Here is a 16,031-nt window from a genome sequence, read left to right on the forward strand (position 1 = left end):
ATTGTTAATAACTTAAATAAATTTGTGGATTTCATCGGAAATGTCTGACAATGCTCGTTCATATGACATATCTCCTCTTTCCTTTTGAAACTCAACTTTTTTCACTGCATTTACTACGGTCGAGTGATCTCTATTTCCGAAAATTTCACCTATTTTAATTAACGAGAATTTCAATTCATCTCTAATAATGAACATAGCAATATGACGAGCAATAACAAATTCTTTTTTTCTCGACTTACCGAGAATATCTTTTTTATGAATTTTGTAATATTTTGCAACATGTTCTATTACAGAATCTGGAGTCACATCCTTATTATTACTTATTTCCGAAAGAATTTTTTTAACAATTGCGTAAGTGTATTTCGAATTTGATTTAGTTTCTATGTCATTTTTATAATAATTTAACATATTAACAGCCCCAATTAATTTACGGATAGAATCTAAAAAGTTTCTTGCCATAAATTTTTTAGCCTCGTCTTCCCAATTTTCAGGAGAAATTTGGTTTCGTATCAAGAAGTGGTTTAATAAAATTATTAAATCATCTTGCTTCATAGGATTTATTTTAAGTTGTAATCCAGCTGTTATTCTAGTTAACAATCTTTGGTCAAACATCGTATTTAAGAGTCTTGAATCTTTATCAGAAGTAAAAATTGTTAATTTATTTGAAATTATTCGATTATCGACTATTTGATTTATAGCCGCTAAAGTACTTTTTTTGTTACCTTGTCCGTAATTTTGGAAGTCATCAAACATTAAAACATCAACTGAATAGTATTTTTGGTATCATTCTTTGATTTTTTCTTGTTTGTTGTCTTGTAAGATCATAGTTGCTTCAGTAACAAAATCGATCGGGTTTAAATAAATAACACTTATATTTTTCTTTTCTAACTCCAAACCTACAGCGTTTAGTCAATGAGTTTTACCTAACCCTGATTTTGAAGAAATAAAAACAGGTGTATATAAGAAGTTTCCGTCAGCGATTAATTTACCAATTTTTATGACTTCACGGTTAAAATCAGATTCAACATAGTTTTCGAAAGAAAATTCTTTTTTAAATTGAGAATTTGTTTTGCTCGTGAAAATTGTTTGATTTTTTATCTCAAAAACATCATTTTTATTTTCTTTTGTTTCAGAATTTAATGCCTTTTTAGTTTCTTTTTTCTGTTCGATTATGTCAAATCTAAAAGTTACTTTACGATCAAAAGTTTCACTTAAAGCTTTGATTATTTTTTCTTTATAATCTCTTCTTAAAAAGTTCAAACTATCGCCTTTTAAATCAGTAATCATAACAACTTCGTCATTTTCGATATCATAAATTTTTACTCTTGTAAAAAAGCTTTTTAAAATCATCTTATCATCGACGATGTTGTTTAAGTTTTCTGAAAAGGTTTTGTTCAAATAGTGAATTTCGTTGTTGTTTAAAGTTTTTTTTGTCATATTTATTCCTTCATGGTGATTAAATGATAAATTAATTTCTTTTAATTATCCAAAAATAGTTATTAATTTTAGTTATCAACATAAAAAATAAGGTTTTAACCACAACAAAAACACTTTAAAATAAAGAATAAAAGAAAAAAACACGTAATTTTTATCAACATAAAATGTTATGTGGATAATTTTGTGTTTATATGCATATTAAATGTGGTTTAAGAAATAAATATTAACGGAGTTATCCACATAAAAAAACTAATTACGAACACTATAAAAATATGTTGCTGTTTGGTAAATATTCTAATTTTTTCAAAAAAATTAAAAATTAATATAATGTTAAATATGAACTACGATAACAGATTTAATAAAAGCAAAAATACCGAAAATATTAAGACCGAAGAAGTGATAGGATCATTTAAAAAAGTTTTATCAGGTGGAGAGAGTGTTGATTGAAGTTATACATTAGCTTCTTTTCAATCAGATGAAGGAAAACACATCACAATTTATATTAAAAAAGAAAAAATTAAATTGATGACTCCATATAAAGTGACTTTAACAAATAATCACAGTGCAGCTTACAAAAATAACAAGATTTTGGTTTCCTTAGAAATAGCAAAACCACGAACATCTTTAGAAATTAAAAAAGTAATTTCTCGCTCTGTTCCAGGTGTCGGACCAAGAACAATTCAGAAATTAGATGAAAAATTTGGAGAAGATTGACCAGAAAAATTTCAAAATGAGCCAGAATATTTTCAAAGTAAAATCACCAGCTCAACTTTTGAATCGCTATCAAAATATTTTGATGAATTAAAAGACAAAAGTTATGCCTTTTTTGTCAAAAACGGTTTACAAAAACTTTATGATGTTTTGAAAAAGGATTTTCCTGATTTGAATTTACTAGATTATTTTGCACAAAATAATCCATACAATCTTGTTATTGATGATAATTATGTTTTTGACGAAATTGATAAGTTGTGTCATTTGCTGGAGCTTGATACGTCACAAGAAAGACTAAAAGCCTTAGTTTTCTCATCAATTGAAAAAATTATGTACAACGGAAGTACTTTGGTATCAATTAACGACATCGAAAAACAAGTAGCTAAATCAGCCGTATACAACCAAGCTGATTTATATCAAGCAATTCAATCATTGATAAATGACAATAAGCTTATCTTTGATGAGCAATTAAAATTGATTACAACATATAAAATGCGTGAAAAAGAAAAATTCATTGCTGCAACTTTAATAGCTTTAAAAAATAAATCAACAAACACAAAAAATAATTTAACCTTAAATTCTTTATCACCGTTACAACAAGAAGCTTTTGACAAAGCGGTAAGTAACAAAATTTCTATAATTTCTGGTTTTCCTGGCACTGGTAAATCGTATGTCATCAAAGCAATTATTGACTTTTTTAAAGAAAACAAAATTTATCGTAAAAAATCAGATATTGCTGTTGTAGCACCGACCGGAAGGGCTTCTATCAACATTAAAAATAAATTAAATGTTGAGGCTAAAACAATTCATAGTTTCTTTAAAATTGGTGACAATTCACTTAAAACAAATTTATCTTTTTCTTCAACCGAACTTGAACATAAATTACTGATAATAGACGAATTTTCAATGGTAAATACTGATATTTTGTATTTAGTTTTAAAAAATTCTCCTAATCTTGAAAGATTAATACTGGTCGGGGACGCTGATCAATTACCTTGCATTGGTCCAGGTAATATTCTTGCCGATCTTGTTGATTCAAATGTTTTCCCATTGACTAAACTAATTGAAATTTTTAGAACTGATAGCAAAGAAATTCCTGACCACTTTTTGAATGTAAAAAACAATCACGGTATTGAGTTGAATGAGAAAAATACATATTCATATAGCGAAAAATCAAAACCTATAGAAATATCAGAGGCTAATGAATATGATTTTCAAAAGCAATTAGTTGAAATATATCAACAAAAAGTCAACGAATTTGGTATCGACAATGTTGCTGTTTTACTGCCAATGAATAACACGCCAAATGGTATTGTGAAAATTAATAAATTATTACAAAAATGAAACAAAACAAATAATTTTAACAATGACAATGAAGTCGAATACAGAAGCTTTGGAAGCACTGAAAATCCTAAAATTTTTTATCTAAAAGACAAGGTTGTACAGGGCGAAAATGATTATGAGTTAGATGTTTACAATGGCGAAATCGGGTATATTAAATCATTTGATGGTAAAAAAATAACTGTTGACTTTTTATACAAAGAAATTGTTTATGAAAAAGAACAATTCAATAAATATATCTCGTTAGGTTATGCTGTAACCGTTCACAAATTTCAAGGTTCAGAATCTAAATCAGTAATTTTTGGGGTTTTAAACGAATTTGAGAGAATGCTGGACACAAAATTAATCTATACAGCCGTTTCACGAGCTCAAAGTAATTTAGTTTTACTTGGTGATATGCAAAAATATAACTATCGTATTCAACAACATAAAAACAATAATATTCACACATCCTTAACTGAATTTTTAAAGAAAGAAGGTGTTTAATGAAACTAATCGTAGGACTTGGAAACATAGGTAATGAGTATAAATTTACTCGCCATAATGCTGGTTTTTTGGTTATAGATAAATTAATCGAAAAAACAGGAATTAAATTAAACAAAGATAAATTCAATGGTAAATTTGGGCTTGGTGATGGTTTTATTATTGCTAAACCATCAACTTACATGAATAAGTCAGGTGATTTCATTCAAGCTATATCTAATTTCTATAAAATAGACAGCTCAGATATTATGATAATTTATGATGAAATGAATTATAAATTAGGTCAAGCGGCAATAAAAATAGGTGGCTCAGCCGGTGGACATAACGGAGTGAAAAGCGTATTACAACATTATCCATCTAATGATTTTAAAAGACTTAGAGTTGGTATAGGCAGAGACACAAATGTTGAATTAAAAGATTGAGTTTTGAGTAATTTTTCAGCAATTGAAGTTGGAATTATGGAAAAAGTATGTTCTGTTGCTGCTGACGCTGCACTATCTTTTGTGTTTAACGATATCAAGACAGTTATTGATAAATTCAATAGTGAAAACAAGTAAAAAAGTAATTGCCGTTAGTGGTGGACCTGACTCAATGTTTTTATTGAATTGGTGCATGAATGAATATGGAATAGACAATATAGTTGTTGTGAGTGTTAACTATAAAACGAGAAAAAATAGTGATTTTGAAATTGAGTTAGTTAAAAAATATTGTCAAAAAAACAATATTATTTTTGAATCAATTGTGTGTGATAAGCAGTACGCTGAAGGAAATTTTGAAAATTGAGCACGAAATCAAAGATATGACTTTTTTAAGAGTATATACATTAAATATAATTGTGATTTATTAATTTTAGGACATCACAAAGATGATTTTATTGAGACTGCACAAATGCAACTTGAAAGCAATAGGTTTCCTGATTTTTTAGGAATAAAATCAATAAATTTATTGAAAAATATGAATATTTATAGACCTTTTGTGAATAAATATTTCAAAGAAGAAATTGTTGAATTGGTTCAAAAAAACAATATTCCATTCTGTATTGATGAGTCTAATTTTGACACGAAATTTAAACGAAATTTAATAAGAGACAACAACAGATCATTGAGTAAACAAGAAAAAGAAAATATCTATCAGTCAATACTTGAAAAAAATAAACAGTTAACTTTTGAAAAAAATGAAGTCGATCGTGAATACAATGATTGAAAAAATTCATTCTATACTCAAGATTTTTTTCAATCATTAAAATATAAGAAAAGACTGATCTATAAATACATTCACACTCATTTCAATGAGGTGAAACTATCAAGTTCAAAACTAGAATCAATCATTGAATGATATTTATCTAAAAACAGAACATCTTCATACTTATTGAAAAAAGACTTAAGAATAAATAAAAAGTCAGGAAAATTACTAAACTAGCAATCCTGATTATTCTATATAATATATAAATATGTAAATAAAAGAAAGGAGACATATGAATAATACTAACGAAAACAAACCTAAAAAGAATGTAACGTGAATTGTTATTACTGCTATTATAGTTGCTTTAGCAGTTGGTTTACTTGGGTATATGTTGTTTCAAAAATTCAAACCTACACCCCAAAATATTGGTATTAATGACTGATATGCTCAATTAGCTCAGTCAATCAAAGACCCAAATCAATATGTAAATAACATTGATGTACAAACTTATGAAGGTAAAATAGTTTATTCTTTGATTAAAGCAGGAGAAGAGTTTAAATACAGCGTTAATGTTGGCCGTGATTTGGTCGATTTAACAAAGGATACGCCTAGCTCGTTTAAACAAGCTGCTGGTTTACCATTAGACAAAACCTTCACGCTTTTTGAAGCTTTAAATAAAGCAGGAAGTCATCTAGAACAATCTAATTTAGTTCTACCGGTTATTACTTCGACTAAAAAATCTACTCAAACACCTCTGCTTTACATTATTTTAGAATCAACATTACCACTAATAGTATTCATACTAATTGGTTGATTCTTAATGCGTCCATTATTTAGAGGCACAGGCGGAATGATGGGTGTTATCGGTGAAGAAAAAAACCCTGCAACAAAAATCAAAAGTGATAAAAAATTCAGTGATATTGCCGGTAATAAAGAAGCTATTGAAGAAATATCGGAAATTGTTGACTATTTAAAAAATCCTAAAAAATATGCCACAGCTGGCGCTCGTATGCCACACGGTATTCTATTAGGTGGTCCTCCCGGAACGGGTAAAACTTTATTAGCTAAAGCTACAGCCGGAGAAGCTAATGTTCCATTTTATTTCATTTCTGCATCTAATTTTGTTGAAATGTATGTTGGTTTGGGAGCTAAACGTGTAAGAAGTGTTGTTGCTGAAGCTCGTAAAAATGCACCTGCTATCATATTTATCGATGAACTTGATGCCATTGGTCGTACAAGAGGAGCCGGTTTAGGTGGTGGTCACGATGAAAGAGAGCAAACCTTAAACCAATTACTTGTTGAAATGGACGGTATGAAGGAAAATAACGGGTTGTTATTCTTCGCTGCCACAAACCGTACTGATGTTTTAGACCCAGCTTTAATTAGACCAGGTCGTTTCGACCGTCAAATTACAGTTGGTTTGCCAGATGTTAAAGAACGTGAAGAAATTCTAGAATTACACGCTAAAGGCAAAAGAATTTCACCAAATGTAAAAATGTCTAATGTTGCTAAAAGAACACCAGGTTATTCAGGTGCTCAATTAGAAAATGTTATTAATGAAGCGAGTTTATTGGCCGTTAGGTTCGATCATCAAGTTATTACTTTAGAAGATATTGATGAGGCAATCGATAGAGTAATGGCTGGACCTGCTAAAAAGAATAGAGTTATTTCTAAAGAAGAATTAACAATGGTTGCTTACCACGAGGCTGGTCATGCGGTAGTAGGAATCAAAGTTCCTGGTGGTAATAAAGTACAAAAAATAACAATAATCCCGCGTGGTCAAGCAGGTGGATATAACCTAATGACCCCTGAAGATGAAAAATATAATATGTCTCGCAATGAATTAATTTCAATGATTACATCGTTCATGGGTGGTCGTGCAGCTGAAGAAATTATTTACGGCGCCGACAACATTTCGACCGGTGCGAGTGATGATATTCAAAAAGCAACTAAAATTGCTCGTAAAATGGTTGCCGAATGAGGAATGTCTGATTTAGGTCCAATTCAATACGAAGCTGATGAAGGCTCGCCATTCTTAGGTAGAGATTATTTAAAATCTTCGACATTTTCACCTGAAATTGCTAAAGAAATTGATTTAGAAGTAAGAAAAATTGTGTTAGATGCAAAAAATAGAGCTGTCAAAGTAATAAGCAAAAACAAAGAATTACTTGAATTAATTAAAACTGCTTTATTAGAAAAAGAAACAATTGTTGCTGAAGAAATTGAATATATTGCTAAAAATATGAAATTGCCTCCAGTTCAACAAAAAGATGAACTTAACATTGAGAATCTTTCGATAGACGATGTTTTAAAAGAAGCAAACTCAACAGAAGAAATAACACAATAATTTAATTGAAAAAATTGACGAAGCCCGTCAATTTTTTTATGTTAATCAATTGTTAGTGTTGAATTATGCACTTTCAACATTATCTTGTGAATTTGCAATTATGTCTTTAAGAGCTGCTCAAAGTTTTGTGAAAGCGCCATAACCGTATTCTCTTGTTCATCCACCATACATTGCGTTACCTGGAACTTGAACATAAACTTGATTTCAATCTAGTCCGGTTAAAATAGCATCGTTTTTACCTTCTCTTGTTACTTTAACACCTTTTGCGGTTCCTTTAAAGTCGGTGAAAAGGTTTTCAACTTCTGGTTTTTTAGATCATTCGACATTGACTGAGTTTTTTTTCTCTGGTTTATAGGCATCGTCAAAGAAATCATTGAAATCATCACCGATTTTCATAACAACTTTTGTAACAACAGCACCACCAGCACCGGTTTGAGCTTCACTGAAGTTTCAGCCAGTTGTATTGTCGCTTACAGCATTCATTCTTTGGTTTTTAGATGTCGCTTTGCTATTTGCTGTTCCGTTTTTGAATTTTTCAATCGCTGTTCTTCAAGGTGTTTTATCGTATGTTATTGTGTCACCCTCGACTGAGCTGATTGGCTCTACACCTGAACATCAGAACATTCAGTCATGAACATATTCTGGTTTTACACCAGCTTTGATTAGGTTTTTCTTAATACCAGCAACAGAAGCTTCTAATTGTCTAATACCAGAGTTAAACAATACAATTCCACCGTTTTCAAAAACATGATTGATAAAGTTGATAGCACCTGCAACAGCTCTTCTGTTTCCTTTTGCATCCACGGCATCTTTTTTATCTTCGATAAATCTACCATCATTTTCTAAAACTACTGCTGTTTCAGTATATTCATTAACAAACACTGTTTCGTCAATATCCATAAACACAACAGGAATTGCTTTACCTGCATCAGGATTAGTTACAAGTCCTGTGTCTGAATTAACTTTTGTGTAGTCAAAACCATCAATGTTTTGTGTTTTTAGGTTATCGTATGCTTGTGTAGCTAATGCGTATGCTTGTAGAGAAGCTAAACGTTGCTCAGCTGAATTCATGTATCAAACTAGAGAGGCCACAATTCCAGCGCCTGAATTTAATTTAGCAATTAAGTCAGCTTTTTCGTCAACACTTAAATTTAAGCTCGAAATCAATTTAATTTGATCATTTTTCGATAACGATTCAATTTTTTGTTTTAATTCGTCAGCTGTGTTCACATTGCTTTTTTGAGTGCTTTTGCTGTTATTGCAAGCAACAGTTATTCCAGGAATTACAGTACTTATTGCTGAAAGTCTTAAAATAAATTTAAAATTTTTTTTCATAATATTCTCCTTTGAAAATTCAAAGGTATTATACTAAATATTTAATTGATGCTTTGGGCGACAAAAAATCAGAAGACATACGCTTCTGATTTTTTTGTTTGTTAAGCTCCTGTTGTTGTAGTTGTTGGTGTAGTTGGTTGAGCAGGAGTAGTGGTTGGAGTATATCTTGGTGTGTCTTCTTTGTTGTCTAATGAATTTTCAACTATGTTTTCGATTTCTTTTCATAGTTTTGTAAATGAACCGTAACCTAAACCTCTATTTCATCCACCATACATTGCATTACCTGGAACTTGTAAGTTAAATTGATTTCAGTCTAAGTCAGTAATAATAACTTCAGGAATTTTTTTATCGCCTTCAGTTGTGTAGTTTACTGTTACTTTAATTCCTTGTGCACCGTCAATGTTTGTAAATAGTTTTTTAACTTTTTCTTGTTCAGCAAATTCAACATTTTTGTCGTTACTTTTTAGGTTTTTGTATGCTTCGTCATAGAAATCGTTAAAGTCATCACCGATTCTCATTATTACTCTAGTTTTTACATGGTGACCGCCTTGACCGTTTTGTGCTTCTGCAAAATCTCAACCGTCTGGGTTATCACTTACAGCATTCATTCTTTCGTTTTTAAATGTTACTTTTTGGTGTTTTAAGCTTGCTTTTTCACCTTCTTCATCTTTTGAGAATGTTTTGAATTTATTAATTGCTGTTCTTCAAGGTGTTTTGTCGTATCTAACTGTTCCATTTTCATTTGAAAGAACTGGTTGTACACCTGAACATCAGAACATTCAGTCGTGAACATATTTTGCTTCAACACCAGCAGCAATTAAGTTTTTCTTAATTCCTTCTATTGATGCTTCTTGTTGTCTAATACCTGAGTTAAACATTACGATTCCACCGTTTTTAAAAACGTGGTTGATAAAGTCGATAGCACCTGGAACTGCTCTTCTGTTTCCTTTTGCATCCACTGCATCTTTGTCTTTTTCAATTCAGTCACCGTTTTTTCAACCTTTTAACATGTAAGCTTCCATGTATTCGTTAACAAATACTGTTTCATCAATATCCATGAATACAACTGGTACATATTTACCTGCAGCAGGATCATTTACAATTCCTGTGTCTTGTTGTAAAGCTGTGTAATCTAAATGGTCGCTGTCAGCGTGTTTAGCTTTAATGTTATCAAAAGCAATAGTAGCTAATTTATATGCTTGTTCAGCTTGTAATCTATTTTCGGCTGATTTCATATATCAAGCCACAGCACTTGCAGCACCAGCTTGGTATACGAAACTTTCTAATAATTTAGCCATTTGAGAGTCATCTAAACCTAATTGTGTTGCAACTTTAATTCTTTCTTCAGGTTGAAGTGTAGTTAACTCACCTAATAATCGTGTAATTTTTTGTTCAGTTGTTTCATTTTTTTGTTTTGGTTCTTCTACTTTTTTGTCATTTTGACATGAAACGACTGACGCAGGAACAAGTGCTAAGGCTCCTGCAGATAATAATCACAATTTATTTTTTTTCATATAAACTCCTTATTCAATTAAATGAACACTTAAATTATATATTTTTATCAACCTTTTTCCTTAAATACATAAACAAAATTGTAGTTTTTTTGAGTTTTTTGTTTTGTTTCATAAAAAATATCATAATTATTTATGATACTTTTTATTATTTAGGATTGTTGCGGCACGGTAAATTTGCTCAGACAACATAACACGGAAAAGTTGATGCGGGAAAGTCATTTGCGAAAAAATAATTTTTTCATTAGCGTTTATCATATCTTCTATCATCCCGTCAGAACCGCCGATAATAAAGGTTAAATTACTTTTATTTTCAATGAGTTGACTGAATTTGACTGAATCTAAATGTTTTCCTTTAAGAGAACATAAAATTACATATGAATCTTCAGGAATTGTCTGAATTATTAATTTTGTTTCTTTTAATTTTTTAGTTTCTATATTTTTTTCTTCACTAAACTCTTTAATTTCACTTATATTTACTGAGTAATATTGCGAAATTCGTTTTTCGTAGTGTAAAAAAAGTTTTTTAAAATCAGGTGAAAGTGAACCAACAGCAATTATTTTAATTTTTTTCACTGTGTCTGCTTTCAATGTAAAACATCAACATTTGTATATCTGAAGGGTTTATACCACTAATCCGACTCGCTTGTCCTATTGTTAGCGGTCTAACACTTGACAATTTTTGTTTTGCTTCCGTAGCGATATTTTTAACATCGTCATAGTTAATATCTCTCGGAATTTTTAAGTTTTCTAGACGAACCATTTTGTCGGCGTCGTTTTTTTGTTTTTCAATATAGCCGTGAAGTCTAACCATAATTGTCAATTCTCTTTTGAATTCAAAATCAGGGATAATATCATCGATATCAACATCAGGGCGCGACAATACTTTTAGTAAGGTAACACCATCAAAAATTTTGTATTTAATAGCAATTTCGGATTTTGATGATAAATATGTGTTTTGCAGTCTTTCAATTTCATCATCAATTTTTTTGTATTTATCAATAACTTTTGTGTAATCATCTTGATTTAGTGTTCCTGCGTATAGCCCGTATTCCGCTAATCTAATATCGGCATTATCATTACGCAATAACAGTCTATATTCAGCTCTAGAAGTCAACATTCTGTATGGTTCTTTTGTACCTTTTGTCACTAAATCATCAATTAAAACACCTAAATATCCGTGATTTCTCAGTATTGTTATTGGTTCTTTATTATCTAATTTTAAACCTGCATTAATACCTGCAATTAACCCTTGACCAGCAGCTTCTTCATAACCGCTAGTACCGTTAATTTGCCCAGCTGTGAATAAATTTTCTATAACTTTTGTTTCTAAAGAAGGTTTTAACTGTAAGGGATCAATTGCATCATATTCAATAGCATATGCTCATTTTTGAACACGAGCATTTTTTAAACCGGGAATGGTTCTAATAATTTTATCTTGTATTTCAATCGGTAGAGAAGTTGATAAGCCGTTAACATAGGTTATTGTTCCGTCCGCAGTTTCTGGTTCAAAAAATATTTGGTGTCTAGGTTTAGAAGAAAATTTAACAATTTTGTCTTCTATCGAAGGACAATATCTAGGACCAATACCTTCGATTAAACCTGAATACATTGCACTTAATTGAAGATTTTCATTGATAATTTTGTGTGTTTCTGCGTTTGTATATGTCAAATGGCAAGCTATTTGTGAAGGTGTGTTAACGTTAGATCTTGAAGAAAAACTTAAATTAATATCTTCAAGAACTTCTTGCTCTACTTCGTCATAATTTATTGAGTCTGATCAAATTCGTGGAGGTGTTCCTGTTTTAAGTCTTTGTAGTTTAAAACCGTTTTTTCTCAATGATTCACTGAGTTGCGATGTGGTTTTTTCGTTATCTGGACCACTTTTGGTTGTTTCGCTACCACGCAAGATTCTTGAATCCATATATGTTCCAGTGGTAATTACACACACTGATGCATTTATGATTTCGCCGTTTTCTAATTTAACACCAATAAATTTATTATCTTCAGTAAGTATTTCTTCAACACCAGCTTCAAGTAGGTCAAGGAATTCTTCTTTTTCTACATATTCACTGATGATTTGTGAATATTTTTCTTTATCGATTTGAGCTCTTAGTGCTCACACGGCTGGCCCTTTTGATTTATTCAACATTTTTAGTTGTATAGTCGCCAAGTCAGCTCATAGTCCTTGCATTCCTCCCAATGCATCGATTTCACGGGTAATTATACCTTTTGCCGGCCCACCTATTGAAGGGTTACATGGCATCATTCCTAGTCTATTTTTATTAAATGAAATTAGCAATGTTTTATGTTTTTGATGTGCTAAAGCAAACGCAGCTTCTAGCCCTGCGTGCCCTCCGCCAACAACAATTGCATCGTATTTTTTATTATTATTCATAATTTTTATTTTATTACAAAAGAGTTTTTTAAAAATAAAGAAAAAAGACATTTTTTACCGAAAAAACACTTTTTTTAGTAAAAGTAAAAACAAATATTTTAGATAAAAATAACTCAACTAAACGCATTATTGATATATAGTTTATAATTTTATATTATGAAAAAAGATAACTTTAAAGACAATTATCCTTTGATTTCTGTTAAAAACTTAAAATTTAAATACAATCGTAAACAACAACACGATGATATAAGAATAGATGAGCTGAAAATACCAAGCAATAAAATTGTTTCATTGCTTGGTCCATCAGGTTCTGGTAAAACAACATTACTTAATTTATTTTTAGGTTTTTTAAAGCCTACTGATGGCGAAATAATCATTAGAAATAATCCAAAAATACACGAAACAGCCTATATTATGCAAGAAAATGCAATATACGAAAACATCACGGCTTTTGACAATATTTTTTTAAGTGCTAAAAATTATCAAAAATGAATTGAAAGTGTTCGAGTTAAGTATTTTGATAAATATTTCAGTGAAAATATTAACTATAAACTACTGAGTGCGTACTGACGTTATGCAAACGCATTGGTTAGTCCTGGAATAAAACCTATTGTAAAAAAAATACGTTATTTTAAAATCATCTGGCAAATTTTATTTAATTTCAAAGCAATGAAATTTAAAGATCGCATGCGAATGTTAAGAGATTTAAGGTTAAAAAACCTTTTCAAAAACGACGTAGAAGAAGTTGCTGAAAAGCTAGGAATTAAAGAAATACTGTACAAAAATGTAAATGATTTAAGTGGTGGTCAAAAACAAAGAGTTGCGTTTGCAAAAGGGATCATTAAGCGAACAAATTTAGTGTTTATGGATGAACCTTTTAGTGCATTAGATGCCAAAATTAAAGAATCAACTATTGAATGATTATTGAAAATTCGCAAGGAATTCAATTTAACTATTGTTATTGTTACACACGATCAACACGATGCATTGAAAATTAGCGACCGAATTATTTTGCTAAACAAAGGTCAATTACAACAATATAGCGACGGCAAAAATATGTATGATAATCCAGCCAATTTATTTGTTGCTAAATTTATTGGTTCACCTGAAATAAATTTCATTGAAACAAAAAATGGACTGCATTATTACATAAGACAAAATAAAATGCAATTGAAGGCAGTGAAGAACGGTAAATATCGAATAATTGACAGTAAACATTTTGGTGATACTATTCATTATTGAATTGAAGTTGATGAAAATAATACATGAGTAGTTGTTCTAAAAGACGACGAGGAATATGCTATTGGTCAGAGAGTAAATGTTAAATACTTAAACTCGGATGTTTTGGTTTTTGATGCTGATGGCGAAAGGGTTTATAGTGAAAAAATCTAAATTAGAAATCTTCAAAAGTAAAACATGAAGCATTTCCAAAATCATTATTTTAGTATCGCCTTTACTTATATTGGTTTTATTGTTCACATTAATACCTATTGGCGAAACGTTTTTTAAGTCTTTAAAATATTATCCTTACAAAAGCAATCATAAAATTATTGAAATAAATTTTAAAAACTATCAAAGTGTGTTGAATGATACTGGCTTTAAAGCCGCAATTCAAAACACAAGTGCGGTTTTATTGTTAGGGACTGGCATTTCAATAATTCTTGCCCTATTTTTTGCTGTTATTATTGAATCATTGATTCATAAAAAAGCAAAAACGGCAGTTTTAGGAATTTTATATTCACAATTTTTTATCTCGTCATTTGCTGTCGGTCTTGCTTTTTCACTTTTCTTTGGCGAAAAGAGAGTTTTCTTTAGACTCTTTAATTTAGAGCAATACGCATTCACATCCGGTAGCCACAAAACTCCTATTTGAGTTTATTACACATTGTTTCAGGTTTGACGCTCCTTGCCATTTAATTTGATTTTATTTGCTGCTGCAATCAATAAAGCTAACGCCAAATATTTCCGATTAATGCGAACAGATAAAATATCTTTAATTAACAAAATCAAATATGTTTATGTCCCAGAACTAAATAAAGTTATGTTTGCCATTTTGTTTACTAATTTTATATATGCGGGCTTATTTTTACCAGAAGCAATTTTGGGAGCAAATTATAATTTTGACATTAATAAAGCTCACACCTTGACTAGTTATACTATTAAGTATTTTGGTGGTGGTTCGCAACCATCACTAAAATATGAAAAAGGTTATGCGGCCGCATTTTTCAGTTTTATTTACTTACTTTCGTTATTATTGTTAGCTATTATTGTGCAACCATCTTCGTTGATTTGATTTAAAAATAAAATTATTGCACTAATCAGAAAAAACAAAACGAGAGGAGTTAAAAATGTTTAAAAACATCAGTAAAGAAATATTTAAATATATATTAATTATCTTCTTGTTATTTTTATTTTTATTTCCCCTTTATTATTTATTGCTATACGCACTGCTATCGAGCCCTTCATATATAGAAGGTAAGATCTATATTTTTGTCAAGGAATGGAGTTGAACAAACTTTAAGTCTGTTATAGGCAAGGAATTTTTTATCGCACTCGGATATACTTTTTTATTTTCAACGATATTAATTATGCTGCGAATTTTTGTTTTCTCGTTTGCAATCGCTGGCTTATTAAAAATGAAAACGTCATTTCAAAAAGTTTTTCAATATTTTTTCTTATTAATTAGTTTAATACCAGAATTTTCAATTTATTTAGCTTTAGCAACCCAATTAGGTAGACTAAATTTAAGAGGAACTGTTTTTAGCGCTGTTTCAAATTCGATATTTAATTTTTTCACTTTCACATATGTGTTCAATGTTGCAAAAGCCACATCACTAGAAAGAAGAAAATTAATGATAAATGACAATTTAAAATGATATGAAAAAATTTGATATGTTTATCGTCCTAAACTTCAACTCGCATATTTTCTACTTATTATCTTTACTTTTATCGGCACCTGAAATGATTATCTATGACCAGATTTTATTACTAAAGATACAAAACTAACCAATTTGACAATTTGATACATTAATGTCGGGGTTTATCAAGCAGGTGTTTTAGGTAATTTGCAAGCAGCAGGTTCATTTATTACAGTTCTAGTTCCACTAACAATTTATTCAATATTTTCTAAAAAAATAAATCAAAGATATTAATCCAAAATGAGTCAATATAGACTCATTTTTTCTTTAAACTATATTGTCTATAAATAAATTAATGAAAACAATTCCGGTTTTTACTTTTGCATCTCTTTATAAGTGTTTTAAATATATTTTTAGTTATATAATAG

12 protein-coding genes are annotated in these 16,031 nt (G+C 30.0%); 7 read left to right on the forward strand and 5 right to left on the reverse strand.

Annotated elements, in window-relative coordinates:
- Positions 1-12: 12 nt before the first annotated feature.
- Positions 13-1,437 carry a DnaA ATPase domain-containing protein gene (locus N1F73_RS01155; protein WP_260359545.1) on the reverse strand — a complete coding sequence of 475 codons (1,425 nt, stop codon included), beginning with the start codon at positions 1,435-1,437 and terminating at the stop codon, positions 13-15.
- A gap of 336 nt (positions 1,438-1,773) precedes the next feature.
- Here N1F73_RS01155 and N1F73_RS01160 point away from each other — a divergent pair, with 336 nt between their 5' ends.
- The 4 genes from N1F73_RS01160 to ftsH are packed head-to-tail and all read left to right on the forward strand — an operon-like array spanning position 1,774 to position 7,501.
- Positions 1,774-3,975, forward strand: coding sequence for an ATP-dependent RecD-like DNA helicase (locus N1F73_RS01160; protein WP_260359547.1), 2,202 nt, complete (start codon positions 1,774-1,776; stop codon positions 3,973-3,975).
- On the forward strand, positions 3,975-4,529 hold the full coding sequence (pth, locus tag N1F73_RS01165; RefSeq protein WP_259289920.1) for an aminoacyl-tRNA hydrolase: 555 nt from the start codon (positions 3,975-3,977) through the stop codon (positions 4,527-4,529). The genes N1F73_RS01160 and pth overlap by 1 nt, the downstream gene beginning before the upstream one ends.
- Positions 4,516-5,391 carry a tRNA lysidine(34) synthetase TilS gene (gene tilS / locus N1F73_RS01170; protein ID WP_260359550.1) on the forward strand — a complete coding sequence of 292 codons (876 nt, stop codon included), beginning with the start codon at positions 4,516-4,518 and terminating at the stop codon, positions 5,389-5,391. The genes pth and tilS overlap by 14 nt, the downstream gene beginning before the upstream one ends.
- A gap of 55 nt (positions 5,392-5,446) precedes the next feature.
- Entirely contained in the window at positions 5,447-7,501 is a 2,055-nt protein-coding gene (gene ftsH / locus N1F73_RS01175; RefSeq protein ID WP_259289918.1) for an ATP-dependent zinc metalloprotease FtsH, read from the forward strand.
- 63 nt (positions 7,502-7,564) lie between these two features.
- Here the strand turns inward: ftsH and N1F73_RS01180 are convergent, their stop codons facing one another.
- The 4 genes from N1F73_RS01180 to mnmG all read right to left on the reverse strand — a co-directional run bounded on the left by N1F73_RS01180 (position 7,565) and on the right by mnmG (position 12,745).
- On the reverse strand, positions 7,565-8,836 hold the full coding sequence (locus N1F73_RS01180) for an HAD family acid phosphatase (RefSeq protein ID WP_260359553.1): 1,272 nt from the start codon (positions 8,834-8,836) through the stop codon (positions 7,565-7,567).
- A 101-nt stretch (positions 8,837-8,937) separates the two neighbouring features.
- On the reverse strand, positions 8,938-10,350 hold the full coding sequence (locus tag N1F73_RS01185; protein WP_260359554.1) for an HAD family acid phosphatase: 1,413 nt from the start codon (positions 10,348-10,350) through the stop codon (positions 8,938-8,940).
- A gap of 126 nt (positions 10,351-10,476) precedes the next feature.
- Complete coding sequence (locus N1F73_RS01190; RefSeq protein WP_260359556.1) at positions 10,477-10,923, reverse strand: 23S rRNA (pseudouridine(1915)-N(3))-methyltransferase RlmH; 447 nt, start codon at positions 10,921-10,923, stop codon at positions 10,477-10,479.
- The gene (mnmG, locus tag N1F73_RS01195; RefSeq protein ID WP_260359559.1) at positions 10,910-12,745 is read right to left on the reverse strand and encodes a tRNA uridine-5-carboxymethylaminomethyl(34) synthesis enzyme MnmG; all 1,836 of its coding nucleotides are present in this window, start codon (positions 12,743-12,745) and stop codon (positions 10,910-10,912) included. The genes N1F73_RS01190 and mnmG overlap by 14 nt, the downstream gene beginning before the upstream one ends.
- 156 nt (positions 12,746-12,901) lie before the next feature.
- Between mnmG and N1F73_RS01200 the strand changes: the two genes are divergently transcribed.
- The 3 genes from N1F73_RS01200 to N1F73_RS03970 all read left to right on the forward strand — a co-directional run bounded on the left by N1F73_RS01200 (position 12,902) and on the right by N1F73_RS03970 (position 15,897).
- Positions 12,902-14,137: an ABC transporter ATP-binding protein gene (locus tag N1F73_RS01200; protein WP_259289913.1), complete on the forward strand. Its 1,236-nt coding sequence runs from the start codon at positions 12,902-12,904 to the stop codon at positions 14,135-14,137.
- Entirely contained in the window at positions 14,124-15,101 is a 978-nt protein-coding gene (locus N1F73_RS01205) for a sugar ABC transporter permease (RefSeq protein WP_260359560.1), read from the forward strand. The genes N1F73_RS01200 and N1F73_RS01205 overlap by 14 nt, the downstream gene beginning before the upstream one ends.
- 280 nt (positions 15,102-15,381) lie before the next feature.
- A complete protein-coding gene (locus tag N1F73_RS03970) occupies positions 15,382-15,897 on the forward strand; it encodes an ABC transporter permease subunit (protein WP_396888589.1) in 516 nt (171 codons plus the stop codon).
- Positions 15,898-16,031: the final 134 nt, after the last annotated feature.

The sequence above is a fragment of the Mycoplasma sp. HS2188 genome, from assembly GCF_025209835.1.
In the GTDB taxonomy this organism is placed as follows: Bacteria; Bacillota_I; Bacilli_A; order Mycoplasmatales; family Metamycoplasmataceae; genus Mycoplasmopsis.